At 70.3% G+C, this 18,921-nt stretch carries 22 protein-coding genes; 11 read left to right on the forward strand and 11 right to left on the reverse strand.

Going from position 1 to position 18,921, the window contains the following annotated elements; all coding sequences use genetic code 11:
• Positions 1–70: 70 nt before the first annotated feature.
• Positions 71–769 (reverse strand): hypothetical protein, encoded by a 699-nt coding sequence (locus EDD90_RS38740; protein ID WP_123977758.1) that lies wholly within the window; start codon positions 767–769, stop codon positions 71–73.
• Positions 770–890: 121 nt separating this feature from the next.
• Entirely contained in the window at positions 891–1,259 is a 369-nt protein-coding gene (locus EDD90_RS38745) for an arsenate reductase family protein (RefSeq protein WP_123977759.1), read from the reverse strand.
• A 232-nt stretch (positions 1,260–1,491) separates the two neighbouring features.
• Between EDD90_RS38745 and EDD90_RS38750 the strand changes: the two genes are divergently transcribed.
• The 3 genes from EDD90_RS38750 (at position 1,492) to EDD90_RS38760 (ending at position 4,045) form a co-directional block, all read left to right on the forward strand.
• Entirely contained in the window at positions 1,492–1,812 is a 321-nt protein-coding gene (locus EDD90_RS38750) for a hypothetical protein (RefSeq protein WP_123977760.1), read from the forward strand.
• Between the two features lie 251 nt (positions 1,813–2,063).
• Positions 2,064–3,404 carry a DUF2252 domain-containing protein gene (locus tag EDD90_RS38755; RefSeq protein ID WP_123977761.1) on the forward strand — a complete coding sequence of 447 codons (1,341 nt, stop codon included), beginning with the start codon at positions 2,064–2,066 and terminating at the stop codon, positions 3,402–3,404.
• Positions 3,405–3,760: 356 nt separating this feature from the next.
• The gene (locus EDD90_RS38760; RefSeq protein WP_123977762.1) at positions 3,761–4,045 is read left to right on the forward strand and encodes a hypothetical protein; all 285 of its coding nucleotides are present in this window, start codon (positions 3,761–3,763) and stop codon (positions 4,043–4,045) included.
• Between the two features lie 44 nt (positions 4,046–4,089).
• Here EDD90_RS38760 and EDD90_RS38765 read toward each other — a convergent pair whose 3' ends face one another.
• The 4 genes from EDD90_RS38765 to glnA all read right to left on the reverse strand — a co-directional run bounded on the left by EDD90_RS38765 (position 4,090) and on the right by glnA (position 7,519).
• Entirely contained in the window at positions 4,090–4,674 is a 585-nt protein-coding gene (locus tag EDD90_RS38765) for a PspA-associated protein PspAB (RefSeq protein WP_123982094.1), read from the reverse strand.
• 2 nt (positions 4,675–4,676) lie between these two features.
• Positions 4,677–5,597, reverse strand: a complete 921-nt coding sequence (gene htpX / locus EDD90_RS38770; protein ID WP_123977763.1) for a zinc metalloprotease HtpX — start codon at positions 5,595–5,597, stop codon at positions 4,677–4,679.
• A 154-nt stretch (positions 5,598–5,751) separates the two neighbouring features.
• Positions 5,752–6,009, reverse strand: coding sequence for a hypothetical protein (locus EDD90_RS38775; protein WP_123977764.1), 258 nt, complete (start codon positions 6,007–6,009; stop codon positions 5,752–5,754).
• Positions 6,010–6,109: 100 nt separating this feature from the next.
• Positions 6,110–7,519, reverse strand: a complete 1,410-nt coding sequence (gene glnA, locus EDD90_RS38780; RefSeq protein WP_123977765.1) for a type I glutamate--ammonia ligase — start codon at positions 7,517–7,519, stop codon at positions 6,110–6,112.
• Between the two features lie 212 nt (positions 7,520–7,731).
• Between glnA and EDD90_RS38785 the strand changes: the two genes are divergently transcribed.
• Positions 7,732–8,202 carry an RDD family protein gene (locus EDD90_RS38785; protein WP_123977766.1) on the forward strand — a complete coding sequence of 157 codons (471 nt, stop codon included), beginning with the start codon at positions 7,732–7,734 and terminating at the stop codon, positions 8,200–8,202.
• Between the two features lie 150 nt (positions 8,203–8,352).
• On the opposite strand, the gene EDD90_RS38790 is transcribed toward EDD90_RS38785, so the two are convergent.
• Positions 8,353–9,993, reverse strand: a complete 1,641-nt coding sequence (locus EDD90_RS38790; RefSeq protein ID WP_123977767.1) for an FAD-dependent monooxygenase — start codon at positions 9,991–9,993, stop codon at positions 8,353–8,355.
• A 213-nt stretch (positions 9,994–10,206) separates the two neighbouring features.
• Here EDD90_RS38790 and EDD90_RS38795 point away from each other — a divergent pair, with 213 nt between their 5' ends.
• From EDD90_RS38795 to EDD90_RS38830, 7 genes are all read left to right on the forward strand, one after another.
• Positions 10,207–11,271, forward strand: a complete 1,065-nt coding sequence (locus EDD90_RS38795; protein WP_123977768.1) for a SchA/CurD-like domain-containing protein — start codon at positions 10,207–10,209, stop codon at positions 11,269–11,271.
• A gap of 55 nt (positions 11,272–11,326) precedes the next feature.
• Positions 11,327–11,740 (forward strand): cupin domain-containing protein, encoded by a 414-nt coding sequence (locus tag EDD90_RS38800; RefSeq protein ID WP_123977769.1) that lies wholly within the window; start codon positions 11,327–11,329, stop codon positions 11,738–11,740.
• On the forward strand, positions 11,737–13,005 hold the full coding sequence (locus EDD90_RS38805; RefSeq protein WP_123977770.1) for a beta-ketoacyl synthase: 1,269 nt from the start codon (positions 11,737–11,739) through the stop codon (positions 13,003–13,005). The genes EDD90_RS38800 and EDD90_RS38805 overlap by 4 nt, the downstream gene beginning before the upstream one ends.
• On the forward strand, positions 13,002–14,246 hold the full coding sequence (locus EDD90_RS38810) for a ketosynthase chain-length factor (RefSeq protein ID WP_123977771.1): 1,245 nt from the start codon (positions 13,002–13,004) through the stop codon (positions 14,244–14,246). Before EDD90_RS38805 ends, EDD90_RS38810 begins: the two co-directional genes overlap by 4 nt.
• A gap of 47 nt (positions 14,247–14,293) precedes the next feature.
• Positions 14,294–14,545, forward strand: a complete 252-nt coding sequence (locus tag EDD90_RS38815; protein ID WP_123977772.1) for an acyl carrier protein — start codon at positions 14,294–14,296, stop codon at positions 14,543–14,545.
• A 1-nt stretch (position 14,546) separates the two neighbouring features.
• A complete protein-coding gene (locus EDD90_RS38820) occupies positions 14,547–15,026 on the forward strand; it encodes an SRPBCC family protein (RefSeq protein WP_123977773.1) in 480 nt (159 codons plus the stop codon).
• A 102-nt stretch (positions 15,027–15,128) separates the two neighbouring features.
• On the forward strand, positions 15,129–15,461 hold the full coding sequence (locus tag EDD90_RS38830; protein WP_123977774.1) for a TcmI family type II polyketide cyclase: 333 nt from the start codon (positions 15,129–15,131) through the stop codon (positions 15,459–15,461).
• An 84-nt stretch (positions 15,462–15,545) separates the two neighbouring features.
• On the opposite strand, the gene EDD90_RS38835 is transcribed toward EDD90_RS38830, so the two are convergent.
• The 4 genes from EDD90_RS38835 to EDD90_RS38850 all read right to left on the reverse strand — a co-directional run bounded on the left by EDD90_RS38835 (position 15,546) and on the right by EDD90_RS38850 (position 18,892).
• On the reverse strand, positions 15,546–16,541 hold the full coding sequence (locus tag EDD90_RS38835) for a methyltransferase (protein WP_123982096.1): 996 nt from the start codon (positions 16,539–16,541) through the stop codon (positions 15,546–15,548).
• Between the two features lie 139 nt (positions 16,542–16,680).
• Positions 16,681–17,781 (reverse strand): nitrous oxide reductase family maturation protein NosD, encoded by a 1,101-nt coding sequence (locus EDD90_RS38840; RefSeq protein ID WP_123977775.1) that lies wholly within the window; start codon positions 17,779–17,781, stop codon positions 16,681–16,683.
• A 141-nt stretch (positions 17,782–17,922) separates the two neighbouring features.
• Positions 17,923–18,624 carry a DUF4191 domain-containing protein gene (locus EDD90_RS38845; protein ID WP_123977776.1) on the reverse strand — a complete coding sequence of 234 codons (702 nt, stop codon included), beginning with the start codon at positions 18,622–18,624 and terminating at the stop codon, positions 17,923–17,925.
• 70 nt (positions 18,625–18,694) lie between these two features.
• The gene (locus tag EDD90_RS38850) at positions 18,695–18,892 is read right to left on the reverse strand and encodes a hypothetical protein (RefSeq protein WP_123977777.1); all 198 of its coding nucleotides are present in this window, start codon (positions 18,890–18,892) and stop codon (positions 18,695–18,697) included.
• Between the last annotated feature and the right edge of the window lie 29 nt (positions 18,893–18,921).

The raw sequence follows: 18,921 nt of genomic DNA on the forward strand, positions 1-18,921 counted from the left end.
CTGTCCGTGTGGCGGCCGCCGGCTTTCCCTCCGTAAAAGCCGGCGGCCGTGCCTCAGCTCGTCTCCGGGGTCAGCCGATCTTCTCGATCACCGCGCGGCGGATCAGGAACTTGCCCGGCTCCCGGACCTGTTCGAAGGCCGCGTTGTTGAGCAGCACGCAGCTGCCGGAGACCGAGGTGACCTTCACCATCGTGGACTTGTTGTTGTCCAGGTTGGTGACCTTCAGCGTGGTTCCGGCCGGGAACTGGTTGCTGGAGGCGGCGGGGGCGCCGGCCTCGCCGGACAGCGTGACGGTCGAGCCCTTGCAGACCTGTGTACCGGAACCGGCCGCGGCGGCACCGCCACCGGTGTTGCCGGTGGCCGCGCTCTGCGAGGGAGTCGCGGTCTTGCCGCCGGCCTGGGTACCGCCCGCCTGCGCACCGCTCGCCGCCTGGGAGCCCTGAGCCGACTCCCCAACGACGCAGCCGGCCGCCTTCTGCTGGACCTGGATCTGCTGGATGACCGCCTGGCGGTTGGCGATCCGGGCCGCCGACTGGGCGTCCGGGTTCGCCTGCTGGCCGGCGATGAACTTCTGGTTGTTGCCGAGGGCCGTGGCCAGCCCCTGGCAGACGGTCGAGTCCGCGGCCGACGACAGCGTCTTGGCGTTCTGCGGTGTCTGCGCGGCGTTCGAGGTGGACGCCAGGGCGAAGGCCCCGCCGCCCGCCATCGCGGCGGCGCTGACCAGCAGCGCGATCTTCTTCTTGGCGCTGACGTTTCTCCTACGCGACATGCGCGCCTCCTGTGAGGTGTGGGGGTGCGTACGCCGCTACGTACGGGATGTCGAACGCCGTTACTCAGCAGTTACAGGAGTCAACTGAAGTAACCTACGTCACACTGGAGTTGAAGAATGTTCAGCTCTTGCTCCTGGCCAGCGCTTCTTCCACTGCCTCGCTGCTCCGGGCGACGATCGCCGTTCCGTCGTCGGCGGTGATGATCGGCCGCTGGATGAGTCTGGGGTGCTCGGCGAGCGCCGTGATCCAGCGGTCGCGTGCCGTCTCGTCCCGTGCCCACTCCTTCAGGCCCAGCTCCTTGGCGGCCGCCTCCTGGGTGCGGGTGATGTCCCAGGGTTCGAGCCCGAGCCGATCGAGTACGGCCCTGATCTCGTCCTCGCCCGGCACGTCCTCCAGGTAGCGGCGGACGGTGTAGTCGGCCCCCTCGGCGTCGAGCAGGCTGATTGCGCTGCGGCACTTCGAGCAGGCGGGATTGATCCAGATCTCCATGCGGGGAACGGTACGCGAGCCGCTGTCCCGGGTCTGGTCTGTTCGATTTCCGGGGAGTGTCGTGGAGACCTCTCCGGTCCATCACGTCACACCTGAAATACCCTTTCCCACCTGGGGAGTTCGGTGCCGTTTCGAGCTGTCTCGATGTCAGTGGCAGCCGGTACACTGGAAGCAGTGTTCGAGAGGGTCGCCGGGGTTTCCGGGGGCGCTCCGACCGCGACAGGAGGATGTCTTGCCCGCTGCCGCACTGAAGCCGAAGTCGAAGCCGTTGCCGACCCAGTCCACCGCCAAGCGTGCCGTCCTGCTCGACTCGCCCTACGCGCCGGTGGAGAAGCGCCCGCTGCCGGCCGGGCGGCCCCGCGAGTGGTACGTCATGCACAACCGCCGCCTCAAGGCCATGCGCCTCGCCATCGCCCTGCTCGACTCCGGCGTCTACCTGCCGAACCAGGCGCGCAACGAGACGATACGGAGCGCGGCGGAGAGCGTCGGGATCCACCCGCCGTCGGACACGACGTGTCACATGGTGCGGGCGCTGATGCGATATTCGCGGTGAGCCGTGGTGCCGGGTGCCGTGTGTTTTGCGGTGCCCGGTGCTTTTTGCCTGGGGGCTGCCGCCCCCAGGCCCCCGCGTCGGTGGCCTTGAGTGTCGGCTGCGGGCCGGTGGGGGCTGTTCCCCGCGCCCCTGACGGGACGCTGCGGGCATCGTCACTCGATTGGCGGGCTCGGCATGCGTGTGCCCCTCGGTCTCCCGTTCACTGCGAACAGCAGGTCAAGGAGGGGGCAGCCGAGCGAGGGGAGTGACGTATGACCACGCCCGCCGAGCGTGCCGCCCGTGGCAAGGCTGCCCGTAAGCGTGCCCCCCGCTCCGCGCACGCCCTCTGGCTGCCGCCCGTGGACCGGCCCGACCCCGTCGCCGTGCTGGAGCGGCAGGGGCGTGACCGGGTGCCCGAGCTACTGCCCATCCGGTACGGGCGGATGGCCGCCTCGCCCTTCGCGTTCCTGCGCGGCGCCGCCGCCGTGATGGCCGCCGACCTCGCCGCCCGGCCGCACACCGGGCTCACCGTGCAGCTGTGCGGCGACGCCCATCTGCAGAACTTCGGGCTGTACGCCTCCCCGGAGCGGATCCTGGTCTTCGACCTGAACGACTTCGACGAGACGTTCCCCGGCCCCTTCGAGTGGGACGTCAAACGGCTCGCCGCCTCGGTCGCCGTCGCCGCCCGGGAGAACGGGCACAGCGATGCGGAGGCCCGGGCCGCGACCCGCGCGGCCGTGGCCGGGTACCGGACCGGCATGCGGCGGCTGGCGAGGCTCGGGGAACTCGCCGTCTGGTACGAGCGGGTCGACGCCGGCAGTCTGCTGTCCCTGGTCGGCTCCGCGCACCGCCGGCACCGGATCGAGGACACCCTCACCCGGGCCCGGCGCCGCACCAGCCTGCACGCGCTCGGCAAGCTCACCGAGGTGGCCGACGGCCGGCGCCGTATCGTCGTGGACCCGCCGCTCCTCGAAGCCGCCGGTGCCCCCGACATGGCCTCGCTGCGCAAGATCTTCAGCGACTACCGCTCCACCCTCGCCGAGGAACGCCGGCTCCTGCTCGACCGCTACCGCTTCGTCGACGCCGCCCGGAAGGTCGTCGGCGTCGGCAGCGTCGGCACCCGCTGCTTCATCGTGCTGCTCACCGGCCGGGACGACGACGACCCGCTGTTCCTGCAGATCAAGGAGGCCCGGACGGCCGTACTGGAGCAGTACCTGCCCAGCGGGCCGTACGCCCACCCGGGCCACCGGGTCGTCGCCGGGCAGCGGCTGCTGCAGGCCACCGGGGACATCTTCCTCGGCTGGATGACCGGCCCCCAGGGCCGCGCCTACTACTGGCGCCAGCTGCGGGACATGAAGGGCTCCCTGGAGGCCGCCGCCATGGACGCCAAGGGCCTGAGCGTCTACGCCGAGCTGTGCGGTACGACCCTCGCCCGCGGCCATGCCCGCTCCGGTGACCGCATCGCCATCGCCGCCTACCTGGGCGGCACCGACTCCTTCGACCGCGCGGTCACCGACTTCGCGCTCGCCTACGCCGACCAGACCGCCACCGACCACGCCGCCCTCCACACGGCCGTCACGGCGGGCGTCCTGACGGCACTGCCGGGGGTCTGAGTCAGCCGCGCGGTTCCAGCAGGAGGGCGGCGAACTCCCGTCGGTCCTCCCGGTGGTCGCGGAGCCACAGCCCCAACCGGTGCCCCGAGTGCGGCAGTTCGAACCGGGTGAAGTGGGAGCGGGTGCCGAGGGCGTCCTGACGGCCACAGGGGCCTCCCGAAAACGAGATGCACGCCGAGTGACCGTCTCCCTACGCTGGACACGCGTTGCGGAGTCGTCCACCACTGCTTTCCGCAGAGGCGGCCGCGCCCCGGTGACTCGGGGCTACTCTGCTACGCACCGACGGACGGCCGCCCGTCCCCCGCGTGCCGTCGGATCCGTCGACCGCTCACACACCCACGCCACGGAGGCCCGTCATGGGCACCATCGTCCTATCCGGAACAGTCGTCCTCGTCATCCTCGGATTCGGCAACCACAACTGGTGGCTCGCCGCCGTCGCCCTGCTCTTCCTGTACGTCCAGTACGGACGGGGCTCGTCGTCGGCCTCCTCGTCGGGCGGTTCGTCCGGCGGCGGAGGGGGCATGGCCGGCGACTACAAGACCTACCGCGACCGCCGTGACCAGCAGGCCAAGTGGGAGCGCCGCTACCGTCGCGAGCGCCCCCTGGAGTCCCGGCGCCAGCAGAACGAGAAGGGGAAGTAGAAGGGGAAGCAGGCAGGTGCTGCCGGCCGGTCGGAGGCCGCCGGTCACAGGCCGGGGGCGCCCCACACCGGGAACCAGCGGCTGAGGTCCTGCTCGATCCTCAGGTCGTTCGCGAGTGCCGCCTTCACCTGCAGCTCCAGTGCGCTGTCCCGCCGCTGCCCCGACCCGGGCAGCGGTGCGAAGGGGTAGAAGGTGCCCCGCTTGTAGAGATAGACGAGCGCGAGCCCGCGCCCGCGCTCGTCCTCGAACGCGGCCAGGGAGCAGAGCAGCTGCGGGCCGAAGCCGTTGACCTCCATCGAGCTGTTCACCGCGTGCAGGTCGTTGACCAGCTGCGGAAGCTGGTCGGGGGTGCGCCGGGAGACCAGCCAGGAGTATCCGTACTCGTCCTGGTGCAGCTCCACCGGCGGCCCGCTGCGGTCCGCGTCCGCGTCCAGGAGCGCCTGGACCTCCCGGTGCGTCTGCTCGAAGGCCGAGCCCTCCACCGTGGCGAAGCACACCGCGCCCCCGCCGGTCGGGGTGAACCCGGCAGCGGCCTCCAGGGTCAGCGCCGCGGACGGCAGCGCGAACAACTGGTCGAGGTCGGGTGCGACGGGCTTCGTACGGCCGAGCAGGATGTCCAGGAACCCCATGCTCACCCGGCCTTCCCGGGCGTCGCCGCCTCGCCCAGCTCCGCCGAGATCCGGCCCAGCTGCTCAAGGCGCTGCTCCAGGGGCGGGTGGGTGGAGAAGAAGCGCTCCAGGCCGGGCTCCTTGCCGGCCGCCGGGGTGAAGTAGAAGGCGTTGAAGGCCTGGGCGGTGCGCAGGTCCTTGGTGGGGATCCGGGCGATGTCGCCGGAGACCTTGGTCAGCGCCGACGCCAGCGCGGAAGGCCGGCCGGTCAGCTGGGCAGCCGCCCGGTCGGCGGCCAGCTCCCGGTACCGGCTCAGCGCCCTGATCAGCAGGAAGCTGATCGCGTACACGGCCGCGGAGACCCCGATGACGGCGGCGAACACGGCGGCCGTGTTCTGGTCCCGCCTGCCTCCGCCGAAGAGCTGCGAGTAGAAGGCGAACCGCACGATCAGCCCGGCGATCACGCCCAGGAAGGACGCGATCGTGATCACGGCGACGTCCTTGTGGGCCACGTGCGACAGCTCGTGCGCGAGCACACCCTCCAGCTCGGCGGGCTCCAGCCGCCGCAGCAGCCCGGTGGTCACACACACCACCGCATGGTCGGGATTCCGCCCGGTCGCGAACGCGTTCGGCATGTCCATGTCCGACACGGCCACCACCGGCTTCGGCATGTCGGCGATGGCACACAGCCGGTCCACCACCGCATGCAGCTCGGGATACTCCTCCCGCTCCACGACCCGCCCGCGCATGGCGAACATCGCTATCCGGTCGGAGAACCAGAACTGCGCCACAAACATCGCGCCGACCAGCACCACGACCAGCAGCCACGACTTCAGCAGCACGATCAACGCGGCAACGAATCCGACGTACAACAACCCGAGCAGGAACAGCGTGATCGTCATCCGTACGGTCAGCCGTCGGTCGCTCCGGAAGCGGCTCTGCATCTTGCCTCACCCCGCAGTCAGGCACTCGTCCCGCTGTCCAGTGTGCACCTGTGCGGACCCATGAGGAGGTTCCGAACGTCCCTAGTGGCGGCAAAAGGTCCCTGTGAGCCCGGGTCCCCCTCTTGTATGCCTGATACGGCGACTTCTGCCCCGCCTAGTACGGCGACCGCGTCTGTATGTACCCCAGCAGCAGGATCACCGCCGCCACGCACCCCAGCACCAGCGCCGTCGACAGCCACGACGACCGCCGTGGCGCCACCGGACCGGGATCCGCCCGGAACGGCACCGGGTCCGGCGGGTTCTCCTTCCAGCGTGCCGCGAGCATCCGTGCCCGCGCGGACGGCTCCCTGTGCTCGGCCTGGTCGGCCCAGCGCAGATCGAACTCCCGCTCCTCGTCGTCCTGTTCCGACATTCCGTGCCCCCGTTTCGAACGCCAGTACCCAGGCACGATACGACGGCGCCCCCGCCCTGAGAAACAGGAACGGGGGCGCCGGGAGCCGGAGAGGCGTCGATCACACGTCGAAGTACAGCTCGAACTCGTGCGGGTGCGGACGCAGCTGCAGCGGGGCGATCTCGTTGGTGCGCTTGAAGTCGATCCACGTCTCGATCAGGTCGGGCGTGAAGACGTCACCGGCGAGCAGGAACTCGTGGTCGCGCTCCAGGGAGTCCAGGACGGCCGGGAGCGAGGTCGGGACCTGGGCGACGTTCGCGTGCTCCTCGGGAGCCAGCTCGTAGAGGTCCTTGTCGATCGGCTCGGCCGGCTCGATCTTGTTCTTGATGCCGTCCAGGCCCGCGAGCAGCAGGGCCGAGAAGGCCAGGTACGGGTTGCCGGAGGAGTCAGGCGCGCGGAACTCGACACGCTTGGCCTTCGGGTTCGAACCCGTGATCGGGATACGCATCGCGGCCGAGCGGTTGCGCTGCGAGTACACCAGGTTGATCGGGGCCTCGAAGCCCGGGACCAGACGGTGGTACGAGTTCACCGTCGGGTTGGTGAAGGCGAGCAGCGACGGGGCGTGCTTGAGGATGCCGCCGATATAGTAGCGGGCGGTGTCCGACAGGCCCGCGTAACCGGCCTCGTCGTAGAAGAGCGGGGAGCCGCCGGCCCACAGGGACTGGTGGACGTGCATGCCCGAGCCGTTGTCACCGAAGATCGGCTTCGGCATGAAGGTCGCGGTCTTGCCGTTGCGCCAGGCCACGTTCTTCACGATGTACTTGAAGAGCTGAAGGTCGTCCGCGGCGGCGAGCAGCGTGTTGAACTTGTAGTTGATCTCCGCCTGGCCGGCGGTGCCCACCTCGTGGTGCTGGCGCTCGACCTGGAGGCCGGACTTGGCCAGCTCCAGGGAGATCTCGGCGCGCAGGTCGGCGAAGTGGTCGACCGGCGGGACCGGGAAGTAGCCGCCCTTGTAGCGGACCTTGTAACCACGGTTGTCCTCGAGGGCACCGGTGTTCCAGGCACCCGCCTCGGAGTCGATGTGGTAGAAGCTCTCGTTCGCCGAGGTGGCGAAACGGACGCTGTCGAAGACGTAGAACTCGGCCTCGGGGCCGAAGTACGCGGTGTCCGCGATACCGGTCGACGCGAGGTAGGCCTCGGCCTTCTTCGCCACGTTGCGCGGGTCACGGCTGTACTGCTCGCCGGTGATCGGGTCGTGGATGAAGAAGTTGATGTTGAGCGTCTTGTCCCGGCGGAACGAGTCCACCCGGGCGGTCGACAGGTCCGCGCGCAGCGCCATGTCGGACTCGTGGATCGCCTGGAAACCACGGATCGACGAACCGTCGAACGCGAGCTCCTCGTCCGGGTCGAACGCCTCGACGGGCAGCGTGAAGTGCTGCATGACGCCCGGCAGGTCGCAGAAACGGACGTCGATGAACTTGACGTCCTCGTCCGCGATGAACTTCTTGGCCTCGTCGGCGTTCTGGAACATCCAGCTCCTCCTACTCCCGGCCGTTCCCGTGCCGGGGTGGTAGTTCGTTCGTGCGGCCAGTGCGGTGGCACACGCTGTCCTCGACCCTAGGGACGGGTGATTTCTCGGGCGTGACCCATTTGTTTCGCCGAAGTTAACCGGGTTCGCTTCCGCGGTAGCCCCGGGACACCCCGCCGAACCCCGGGTGGATACCGGGGCAGTACCGTTGACGGGTGGACAACAGGCAAGCAATCGGATCGTGGCTCTCCGGGCCCCGCGCGGCCATGGAAGAGGCGGGCGCGGAGTTCGGCTACCGGGGCGAGCAGCTCGGTCTGCCGGAACAGGGACCGGGCTCCATCGCCCGCCCCGGCAGGCGGCTCGGGGCGCTGGCCGTGGACTGGGCGCTGTGTGAGTTGATCGCATACGGCCTGATCACTCATGGCTACAACCCGGCTTCGACCGGCAACTGGGCCCTGCTCATCTTCTTCGTCCTGGGCGTCCTCACGGTGGGCACGGTCGGCTTCACGCCGGGCAAGCGGCTGTTCGGGCTGCGGGTGGTCGGCGTCGGGACGGGGCGGGTGCAGCCGCTGCGCGTGCTGGCCCGCACGGTTCTGTTGTGCCTCGCGATTCCGGCGCTGATCTGGGACCGGGACGGCAGGGGGCTGCACGACCGGCTGGCGCGGACCGTGGAGGTCCGTATCTGAGGCGCGGGGGGTTTGGCCGCCCGGTCGACTGCGGAGTTCCGTTTCGTCGGCGGCCGCGGGCCGGTGGGGGCTGGTCGCGCAGTTCCTCCCCAGCCTTCGGCCGGGGGTACCCCCAGCGCCCCTTACGGGGCGCCGTAGCCCCACCCTCGCTCACCTGGTTCGCAGTACCTGGCCCAATACCTCCCTCACCTCCGCCTCCGCGTCGCCTTCCGCCGGGCCCTCCGCGCGCCAGGCCACGAATCCGTCCGGACGTACCAGCACCGCGCCGTCCGCCGTCGTGCCGTGTGCCGTCGCCCAGTCGTCGCCCTCCGTGTCGTACACAAGATCGGCCCCTGACCCGGCCGTGCCGATCCCGTACGCGTCCAGTCGTACCCGTTCGGTGTCCGCGATCCGGCGGGCCGCCATGTGCCAGGGCGAACCCGGGGCGCTGAGCAGGACCAGGGCGCGCTCGTACAGGTCGAGCGTGGAGACGCGTTCGTCCGCCCGGCGCAGCCACAGGTGCGGCGCCCTGCTGCCCGGCCGGCCCGTCAGGTTCATCCCGTCGGGTACGACCGGCTGGCCGACGTCCGCGCCCAGTACCGCCCCCCTCGGGTACCGGTAGCCGAGGACGATGTTGAGGATGCCGCCGCGCTTGCCGGCGCCGATGCCGGGGGCCGGGGCGAAGCCGGGGTGGCTGTGTTCCACCGAGCGGGCGGACGCGCGGGCGCTGGTGGCGAGGGCGACCGGGCGGCGCTCGGCGTCGTAGGACTGCAGCAGCCCCGGCCCGGCCCAGCCGTCCAGGACCGCCGCCAGCTTCCACGCCAGGTTGTGGGCGTCCTGGATGCCGGTGTTGGAGCCGAACGCGCCGGTCGGGGACATCTCGTGCGCGGAGTCCCCGGCGAGGAAGACCCGCCGGTCCGAGTACCGCTCGGCGACCCGCTCGGCCGCCCGCCAGGACGCGCGGCCGGTGATCTCGACGTCGAGATCGGGGACGCCGACGGCGCGGCGGATGTGCCGGGTGAGCCGCTCCTCGGTGAACTCGTCGAGGGTTTCGCCGCGTTCGGGGTGCCAGGGCGCGTGGAAGACCCAGCGCTCCTTGTTGTCGACGGGGAGGAGGGCGCCGTCCGCCTCGGGGTCGGTGAGATAGCAGCAGATGAAGCGGCGGTCCCCGACCGTGTTCTGGAGCAGCTTGGAGCGGAAGGTGATGCTGACGTTGGCGAACAGGTCGCCCGGGCCCGTCTGGCCGATGCCCAGCCGGCCGCGGACCGGGCTGCGCGGGCCGTCGGCGGCGACCAGGTAGTCCGCGCGGACGGTGTACATCCGGTCGGAGTCACGGTCGCGGACATACGCCGTCACTCCTTCGGGGTCCTGTTCGAAGGACTCCATCTCATGGAAGTAGCGCAGCTCGCCGGTGAGGGATTCGGCCGCCCGGCGGAGTACCGGTTCGAGGTCGTTCTGGCTGCACAGGCACCAGCCCGTCGGGCTGAACCTCGCGAGTCCGCCGCCCGGGTCGATCTCCTTGAACAGCCATTCGCCGGCGTCGCCGACCAGCGTCGGGGTCTGCAGGATGCCGTGGTTGTCCGCGAGGAGCGAGGCCGCGGACTTGATGTCGGCCTCGATGCCGGCCTTCCGGAACAGCTCCATCGTGCGCACGTTGTTGCCCCGGCCCCGTGGATGGACCGAGGTCCCGGAGTGTCTCTCGACGAGCATGTGCCGTACGCCCAGTCGGCCCAGGAAGAGGGACATGGACAGGCCCACGAGGGAGCCGCCCACGACGAGGACGGGGACCTGGTGATCGGTTTTCCGGTGCATCGGGCACTCCAGAGGCGGGTGGTGGTCCGTCAGGTGCGTCGCAACTTCCATGCCCCTTCCAGGCCCCTTCGGCAGGGGTTCCGCGCGCTCAATCACCCACCTGGTTCACGCGAGTCGCGCACTTCGAAGGACCGGCACAGGATCAAAAAGCGCTGACGCCGCGTCATCGGTGAAGGCGCAGGCCGCTGCCCCCGCGAAGGAGATGTGCGAAGCATGACGACGATCTCGGAAAAGGTTTCCCCGACCCGAACGACCCGCCCGGTGTCCAAGCGGGTCTCGCAGTCCGTCTTCGACGGCTCCCGGCTCCGGGTCGTCCTGCTGGTGGACGTCTACGACGGCGCACAGCAGCAGTTCCTGGAGGCCTACGAGCAGCTGTGCAACCAGGTCGCCCAGGTGCCCGGCCACGTCAGCGACCAGCTCTGCCAGTCGATCGAGAACCCCTCGCAGTGGCTGATCACCAGCGAGTGGGAGAGCGCCCCGCCGTTCCTCGCCTGGGTGAACAGCGAGGAGCACGTGCAGATGGTGAAGCCGCTGCACAACTGCGTCCGCGACACCCGTTCGCTGCGCTTCCACGTCGTCCGCGAGACCCGCGGCCCGGCGGCGGACTCCGTGCGCGTCCTGCAGGCCGAGCCTCGGATGGGCGACGGAGTGATCCGGCACGCGCTCACCTTCACCGTCCGGCCGGGCAGCGAGGCCAAGGTCGCGAAGATCCTCGCGGACTACGCCTCGCCCAAGGCGATCGTCGATGACACCACCCGGCTGATCCGCACCTCCCTTTTCATGCACGGCAACCGGGTCGTGCGGGCCATTGAGGTACGCGGTGAACTGATGGCCGCCCTGCGCCATGTCGCCCGGCAGCCCGAGGTACGGGCCGTCGAGGAGGCGATCAACCCCTACCTGGAGCAGGAACGCGACCTCAACGACCAGGAATCCGCGCGGGTGTTCTTCACCCGGGCGGCGCTGCCGGCCGTCCACCACGTCAGCGTCGACGAGCTCGCCGAGGGCGAGCGCCACGCGCTGTACTACCCGGCCCGCCCCGGCTGCGGGATGCGGCTCGCGGAACTGCTCGCGCAGCACGACGAGACCGCCGTCGAGGACCCGGCGAGCCCGGTGCTGCACAGCACGGTCTTCCAGCGTGACGACGTCGTCGTACGACTGGTCGAGCACCGGCCCGGCGAGGCCGTGGACGTCACCCCGGCTCAAGCCCTGACCGCCCTGCTGGACGGCGACGCGGTGCGGATGCAGCTGATCACCGACCGCCGCTCGCCGGACGCCTGACCCCCTCACCACCGTCGCATCAGACCACGGCATCACATTCACGGAGGAGTACGTGATGAAGCCCATTCCGAAGATCGTGGACCTCAGCGAGGTCGAGCCCAACACGCGGCGTGGCGGCGATCTGCGCGCCATGCTCACCCCCGCCACGGTGGGCTCCACCAGCGGTTTCATGGGTGTGGCCATCGTGCAGCCGGGCGACCGCATCGCCGAGCACTACCACCCGTACTCCGAGGAGTTCGTGTACGTCGTCTGCGGCGACATGGAGGTCGACCTGGACGGCGAGCCGCACCCGCTGCGGCCCGAGCAGGGCCTGATGATCCCCATGAACATGAAGCACCGCTTCCGCAACGTGGGCAATGTCGAGGCCCGGATCGTCTTCCACCTCGGCCCGCTCGCCCCCCGCCCGGCCCTGGGCCACGTCGACACGGAAGAGACGGAAGCCGTCGCCGTGGGGCAGGTCCGGTCGTGACCCGGCGCGTGGCGGTTACGGGCATAGGCATCGTGGCTCCGGGGGGTGTGGGCGTACCGGCGTTCTGGGATCTGCTCGCCTCGGGCCGGACCGCGACGCGCGGCATCACCTTCTTCGACCCCTCCGGACTCAGGTCACGGATCGCCGCCGAGTGCGACTTCGACCCGGCGGCGCACGGCCTGGACCCTGAGGAGATCGAACGGGCGGACCGTTACATACAGTTCGCCCTGGTCGCCGGCGACGAGGCGGTCCGGGACTCCGGTCTCGACCTGGGCCGGGAGGACCCCTGGCGGATCGGGGTCTCCCTGGGTACGGCGGTCGGTGGCACCACCCGACTGGAGCACGACTACGTCCTGGTGAGCGGCGCGGGTCAGCGCTGGGACGTGGACCACCGGCAGGCGCAGCCCCAGCTGCACCGGGCGTTCTCCCCGAGCACCCTGGCCTCCGCGGTGGCGGAACGATTCGGCGCCCAGGGTCCGGTGCAGACCGTCTCCACCGGCTGCACCTCGGGCCTGGACGCCGTCGGCTACGCCTTCCACACCGTCCAGGAGGGCCGCGCCGACATCTGCATCGCCGGTGCCTCGGACTCCCCGATCTCACCGATCACCATGGCCTGCTTCGACGCGATCAAGGCCACCTCACCGAACAACGACGACCCCGAGCACGCCTCCCGCCCCTTCGACAACCGTCGCGACGGGTTCGTCATGGGCGAGGGCGGCGCGGTGCTCGTCCTGGAGGAGGAGGAGCACGCCAAGGCCCGCGGCGCGCACATCTACTGCCTCCTCGACGGCTACGCCACCTTCGGCAACGCCTACCACATGACCGGTCTCACCAGCGAGGGCCTGGAGATGGCCCGGGCCATCGAGACCGCCCTGAACCACGCCCGCCTCGACCCCACCGCCATCGACTACGTCAACGCGCACGGCTCCGGCACCCGGCAGAACGACCGCCACGAGACCGCCGCCGTCAAGAAGGCGCTCGGACAGCACGCGTACCGCACGCCCATGAGCTCCATCAAGTCCATGGTGGGCCACTCGCTCGGCGCCATCGGCGCGATCGAGGTCGTGGCCTGTGTGCTCGCCCTGGCCCACCAGGTCGTCCCGCCCACCGCGAACTACGAGACCCCCGACCCCGAGTGCGACCTCGACTACGTGCCGCGCGTCGCCCGCGAACGGCCCCTGAGCGGTGTCCTGTCCGTGGGCAGCGGGTTCGGGGGCTTCCAGTCCGCGGTGATCCTGACCCGGCCGAGAGGAAGGACACGATGAGCGAACCCCATTCTCGGCGGGCGGCTGTCACCGGCATCGGTGTCGTGGCGCCCAACGGAACCAGCACCGAGACCTTCTGGAAATCCGTCCAGGAGGGCCGCAACGTCCTCGACAAGGTGACCCGCGACGGCTGCGAGCACCTGCCCATGAAGGTGGCCGGAGAGGTCCGCGACTTCGACCCCGCGGCCGCCGTCGAGGAACGCCTCATCGTCCAGACCGACCGCTTCACGCACTTCGCGATGGCCGCGGCCGACCTTGCCCTGGAGGACGCCCGCCTCGGCCGCGCCGACACCGACGGCTCGCCGTTCGACGTCGGCGTGGTCACCGCGGCCGGCTCCGGCGGCGGCGAGTTCGGCCAGCGCGAGCTCCAGCAGCTGTGGGGCAAGGGCAGCCGGTTCGTCGGCCCCTACCAGTCCATCGCCTGGTTCTACGCGGCCAGCACCGGTCAGATCTCCATCCGTCGCGGCTTCAAGGGACCCTGCTCGGTGGTCGCCGCCGACGAGGCCGGCGGCCTCGACGCCCTCGCCCATGCCGCCCGCGCGGTGCGCCGGGGCACGGACGTCATCGTGGCCGGCTCCACCGAGGCGCCGATAGCTCCGTACTCGGTGGTCTGCCAGCTCGGCTACGAGGAGCTCAGCCGGGAGACCGACCCGGCCCGCGCCTACCGCCCGTTCACCGAACAGGCCTGCGGGTTCGTGCCGGCCGAGGGCGGCGCCATGCTCGTCGTCGAGGACACCGGCTCGGCCCGCCGGCGCGGGCTGCCGGTGCGGGCCACCCTCGACGGCCATGCGTCGACCTTCACCGGGGCCTCCCGCTGGGCCGAGTCCAGGGCCGGGCTTGCCCAGGCGATCCGGGGCGCCCTCGCCGAGGCCGGGTGCGCCCCCGAGGAGATCGACGTGGTCTTCGCCGACGCCCTCGGCGTCCCGGAGGCCGACCGGGCCGAGGCGCTGGCCATCACCGACGTCCTCGGCGCGCACGGCAGACGCGTACCGGTCACCGCGCCCAAGACCGGGATCGGCCGCGGCTACTGCGCGGCGCCCGTCCTGGACACCGCCGCCGCGGTGCTCGCCATGGAACACGGGCTGATCCCACCCACCCCGGGTGTCTTCGACATCTGCCACGACCTCGACCTCGTGACCGGCAGCGCCCGCGCCGCCGCACCACGCACGGCGCTGGTCCTCAGCCGGGGCCTCATGGGGTCGAACTCGGCACTCGTGCTGCGCCACGGCGCGGCCGGGTGACGCGAACAAGCAGCTGCTGACCGGCAGCGAACGAAGAAGGAGTCCCTATGAGCATCACCGTGGACGAACTGTCCGCACTCATGAAGACGGCCGCCGGCGTCACCGTCTCCCCGGCCGATCTGCAGGAGCGGAGCGACAGCGGCTTCGACGCCTTCGGTGTCGACTCGCTCGGCCTGCTCGGCATCGTCGGCGAGCTGGAGAACCGGCACGGCGTGCCGATGCCGGTGGACGCCGAGCGGTGCAGGACGCCCCGCGCGTTCCTCGACCTCGTCAACAGCGCCATGCCCGCGGGAGCCTGACATGACCGGACACACCCAGAACGAGATCACCATCGCCGCGCCCGTCGACCTGGTCTGGGACATGACCAACGACGTGGCCAACTGGCACCAGCTGTTCAGCGAGTACGCCAGCGCCGAGATCCTGGAGGAGGCGGGGAACAAGGTCACCTTCCGGCTGACCATGCACCCCGACGAGAACGGCAAGGTGTGGAGCTGGGTCTCCGAGCGCGAGGCGGACCGCGCCCGCCTGCGGGTCAAGGCCCGCCGCGTGGAGACCGGCCCGTTCGCGCACATGGACATCCTCTGGCAGTACGAGGAGGTGCCCGCCGGTACCCGGATGGTCTGGACCCAGGACTTCGCGATGAAGCCGGACGCCCCCGTCGACGACGACTGGATGACCGACAACATCAACCGGAACTCCAAGGTCCAGATGGCCCTGATCCGCGACAAGATCGAGAAGGCGGCCACCGGCCGGCGCCGCGACCCGGCCCTGGCCGACTGAGCCGACCGAACCCACTGAGCCGACCGACCCACTGAGCCGACCGAACCCTCTGAGCCGACCGAACCGACCGAACCGCACGAGCCGTACGACAGGAGAGACACCGTGCACCAGGCCCTGATCGTCGCCCGTATGGCCCCGGGCTCCGCACCCGACATCGCGAAGGTGTTCGCGGAGTCCGACCGGGGAGAGCTGCCGCACCTCGTCGGGGTCACCCGGCGCAGCCTCTTCCAGTTCGGTGATGTGTACATGCACCTCATCGAGTCCGAGCGCGAGCCGGGACCGGCCATCGCCAAGGTCACCTCGCACCCCGAGTTCAGGGACGTCAGCGATCGTCTCCAGGCGTACGTCAGCGCGTACGACCCGGAGACCTGGCGCTCCCCGAAGGACGCGATGGCACAGCGCTTCTACCTCTGGGAGCGCGACGGCGGCGCCTGAACCGCAGGCCGCCCAGCCAACGGTGCCGGACCCGCGTACGACGCGGGCCCGGCACCGGCGTGCACGGGGTCCTCCGCCGCCCGATCAGGCGGGCACCGTGCACTCGAAGGCGTGCAGATACGGATTGACCGGCCGGATGTCACCCACCTGCAGTCCCGCGTCGGTCAGCCGGCGCACCATGCTGTCGGTGGTGTGCTTGGCCCCGCCGACGTTCAGGAGCAGCAGCAGGTCCATGGCCGTACTGAACCGCATCGACGGGGAGTCGTCGACCAGGTTCTCGATGACCACGACCCGGGCCCCCGGACCACCGGCCGCGATGACATTCGCGAGCAGCCGCGCGGTGGACTCGTCGTCCCACTCCAGGATGTTCTTGATGATGTAGGCGTCGGCCCCGACCGGCACGGCCTCCCGGATGTCACCGGGCACGATGCTCGCCCGGTCCTCCAGGTCCCCGCCCGGACGCAGCCGCGGCAGCGCCTTCTCCACCACCCGCGGCAGATCCAGCAGATAGCCCTTCATCGCCGGGTACTTGTCCAGCAGGCATGCCACCACATGCCCCTGCCCGCCGCCGAGATCGGCGACCGACCGGCTCCCGGACAGGTCCAGCAGCGCGGCGACCTCACGGGCCGACTGCTCGCTGGAGGTGGTCATCGCCCGGTTGAAGACGTCCGCCGATTCCGGCGCGTCCTCGTTCAGGTAGTCGAAGAACTCCTTGCCGTAGAGGTCCTCGACGACGTTGCGGCCGGTGCGCACGGCCTCGTCGAGCTTCGGCCAGGCGTCCCAGGTCCACGGCTCGGTGCACCACAGGGCGATGTAGCGGAGGCTGTGCGGGTCGTCCTCGCGCAGCAGCCGGGAGGTCTCGGTGTGGGCGAACGTCCCGTCCGGCCGCTCGGCGAAGACGCCGTAGCAGGACAGGGCGCGCAGCAGCCGGCGCAGCGGCTTCGGGTCCGTCTTCACCGTGGCCGCCAGGGTCTCCACGGTCATGGGGGCGTCCCCGAGCGCGTCGGCGACGCGCAGCCGGGCGGCCGCGCGGACGGCGGCGGCACACGCCGCCCCGAACACGAGCTCGCGCAGCCGCATCGACGGCGGCGGAGCGTCCTCCTGCGTCGGCTGCTTCGCCGCCGACGAGAGGTCGCGTGCTGGTGCGGTCATGTGCCGCCTTCCTTCCTTCTGAGGGTCCTTCTGGGGTTTCTTCTGGGGGTGCCGTACGTCCCTACGGTCAGCACAGACCCGCGGGCTTGGACTTCTTGCAGGTGTTGCCCTTGAAGGCGTTGCCGTGCTTGGTGGCTTCCTGGTTGATCAGGTCGGCGGGGCCGTTGCCCGACAGCTTGTTGTCGGTGACCTGGTTCTTGTCGCTGGTGGTGCCGACGAAGCTCTTGAAGATCACGACGCCGCCGGACAGCGGGGACTTGCCGGTGTTGCCGGTGACCGTGTTGTGCGTGACCAGGGTCTTTTCGGTGCCGGTCAGGACGATGCCCGTGCCCTGCAGGAAGGCCAGCCTGGCGGTCTTCTTGCAGTACTTGTTGTTCTTGACGACCTGGTTCTCGGCGACGGTGATGTTGCCCGCCTTCGGCTTGTTCTCGTCGCCGACGACGAAGACGCCCGCGCAGTTGCCGGTGACCGAGTTGCCGGCGACGGTCAGGTTGCGCAGCCGGCGCACGGTGACGCCGATCCGGTTGCCCTGCAGGAGGTTGCGCTCGACGACCGTGCCGTGGGTGTCCGTGGCGCCCTTCTCCGCGGTGACGGAGTTGGCGAGGAACAGGCCCGCGTCGCCGTTGTCCCGGGCGACGTTGTCGCGGTAGGTGCTGTGCACCGAGCGCTCCTCGGCGATGCCCCACTGACCGTTCTTGACGGCGGCCACGCCGTGCACGTTCAGGTTGGCCGCGCCCACGGTCATCACGCCGATCCGGGAGAACCCGGTGACGGTCATCCCGGTGATGGTCACGTCCTCGACGGGCTGCTTCTTGGTGCCGACCACGCAGATGCCGTTGCCCATCTCCGCGCAGGACTTCTGGGCGGCGGCCCTCGCCTTGCCGGCCTTCACCTTGCCCGCCTTGACCTTCTTGGCCGGCTTCAGCACGGTCTGCGGGCCCACGCCGCGCAGCGTGAGGCCGGGCGTGGTCACCTTGACGCTCTCGCGGTAGGTGCCGGCCATCACGACGACCGTGTCACCGGGCTCGGCGGCGTTCACGGCCTTCTGGATCGACTCGCCCGGGTGCACCCAGTGGACGCGATGGGCGGCGGACGCCGGTGCGGCGCCGAGGAGGGAGCCGCACAGGACGGCGGCACCGGCGAGGTATGTGATATGGCGTTTTGTCACATTTGGAAGGTTAGGAGTGGATGACCCGATAACCCGCTGGATGCTCCGTTCGGCGGCGTGTCATCCGCGTTGGACGACCGGGAAACCACAAAGGCGCGGTGGTCGCCGTAGCGACCACCGCGCCCCGAGCTCTTGGGCGGACTACCGCCCCCGAGGTCCGCCCTTCGGCATCCGCATGCCCCTGGGCATGGGTCCCTTCGGCAGCGGCATGTTGGACATCAGGTCGCCCATGGCCCGCAGTCGGTCGTTGGTCGCCGTCACCTGGGGGCCGGCAAGCACGCGCGGGAACTTGAGCATCGTCGTGCGCAGCTTCTTCAGCTCGACCTGGCCCTCGCCCGTGCCCACGATCACGTCGTGCACCGGCACATCGGCCACGATGCGGGCCATCTTCTTCTTCTCGGCGGCCAGCAGGGTCTTCACCCGGTTCGGGTTGCCCTCGGCGACCAGCACGATGCCGGCCTTGCCGACCGCCCGGTGCACCACGTCCTGGCTGCGGTTCATCGCCACTGCCGGCGTTGTCGTCCAGCCCCGCCCGATGTTGTCCAGCACCGCGGCGGCCGCGCCCGGCTGGCCCTCCATCTGGCCGAAGGCCGCCCGCTCGGCCCGGCGGCCGAAGACGATCGCCGTCGCGAGGAAAGCGAGCAGCAGGCCCAGGATGCCCAGATAGACCGGGTGGCCGATCAGGAAGCCGATCACGAGGAAGACGGCAAGGGTGCCGAGACCGACACCCGCAAGTACAAGACCGATCGTCTTATCGGCCTTGCGGGTCATCTTGTACGTCAGGACGATCTGCTTCAGTCGTCCCGCATTCGCAGCGTCCGCTGCGGGTTCCTTCCTCGCCATGCCCCGAAGTCTACGTGGCCCCGGGAGTGCCGACGACGGCAGTGCCCCGGGAAGGCCCCCGGAAGGGGCGTCAGGAGCGGCCGGCGGCCTGCTCCAGGAAGCGCTGCGCCTCGACCCGGTCCTTGGCACGACGGCGGTCCTCCAGTACGGAGGTCCAGGCGTTCTGGCGGGCGGTGCGCTGGCCGCCGCTCATCAGGATCGACTCGACGGCGCGCAGGGCGTCGGTGAAGGACGGGATGGCGGTGGCGCGAACGGGCGCGGCCTGCATGGTGGAGGTCCTCCCTCGAAGTGGCTGTA

The sequence above is a fragment of the Streptomyces sp. Ag109_O5-1 genome (assembly GCF_003814875.1).
In the GTDB taxonomy this organism is placed as follows: Bacteria; Actinomycetota; Actinomycetes; order Streptomycetales; family Streptomycetaceae; genus Streptomyces; species Streptomyces sasae.

Coding starts and splice junctions, on each gene's coding strand:
- glnA (WP_123977765.1), bottom strand. CDS start 7,519: ATGTTCCAGAACGCCGACGAGGCCAAGAAGTTCATCGCGGACGAGGAC.
- EDD90_RS38815 (WP_123977772.1), top strand. CDS start 14,294: ATGAGCATCACCGTGGACGAACTGTCCGCACTCATGAAGACGGCCGCC.
- EDD90_RS38810 (WP_123977771.1), top strand. CDS start 13,002: ATGAGCGAACCCCATTCTCGGCGGGCGGCTGTCACCGGCATCGGTGTC.
- EDD90_RS38835 (WP_123982096.1), bottom strand. CDS start 16,541: ATGCGGCTGCGCGAGCTCGTGTTCGGGGCGGCGTGTGCCGCCGCCGTC.
- EDD90_RS38765 (WP_123982094.1), bottom strand. CDS start 4,674: ATGGGGTTCCTGGACATCCTGCTCGGCCGTACGAAGCCCGTCGCACCC.
- htpX (WP_123977763.1), bottom strand. CDS start 5,597: ATGCAGAGCCGCTTCCGGAGCGACCGACGGCTGACCGTACGGATGACG.
- EDD90_RS38740 (WP_123977758.1), bottom strand. CDS start 769: ATGTCGCGTAGGAGAAACGTCAGCGCCAAGAAGAAGATCGCGCTGCTG.
- EDD90_RS38820 (WP_123977773.1), top strand. CDS start 14,547: ATGACCGGACACACCCAGAACGAGATCACCATCGCCGCGCCCGTCGAC.
- EDD90_RS38800 (WP_123977769.1), top strand. CDS start 11,327: ATGAAGCCCATTCCGAAGATCGTGGACCTCAGCGAGGTCGAGCCCAAC.
- EDD90_RS38850 (WP_123977777.1), bottom strand. CDS start 18,892: ATGCAGGCCGCGCCCGTTCGCGCCACCGCCATCCCGTCCTTCACCGAC.
- EDD90_RS38755 (WP_123977761.1), top strand. CDS start 2,064: ATGACCACGCCCGCCGAGCGTGCCGCCCGTGGCAAGGCTGCCCGTAAG.
- EDD90_RS38790 (WP_123977767.1), bottom strand. CDS start 9,993: ATGCACCGGAAAACCGATCACCAGGTCCCCGTCCTCGTCGTGGGCGGC.
- EDD90_RS38795 (WP_123977768.1), top strand. CDS start 10,207: ATGACGACGATCTCGGAAAAGGTTTCCCCGACCCGAACGACCCGCCCG.
- EDD90_RS38745 (WP_123977759.1), bottom strand. CDS start 1,259: ATGGAGATCTGGATCAATCCCGCCTGCTCGAAGTGCCGCAGCGCAATC.
- EDD90_RS38845 (WP_123977776.1), bottom strand. CDS start 18,624: ATGGCGAGGAAGGAACCCGCAGCGGACGCTGCGAATGCGGGACGACTG.
- EDD90_RS38760 (WP_123977762.1), top strand. CDS start 3,761: ATGGGCACCATCGTCCTATCCGGAACAGTCGTCCTCGTCATCCTCGGA.
- EDD90_RS38775 (WP_123977764.1), bottom strand. CDS start 6,009: ATGTCGGAACAGGACGACGAGGAGCGGGAGTTCGATCTGCGCTGGGCC.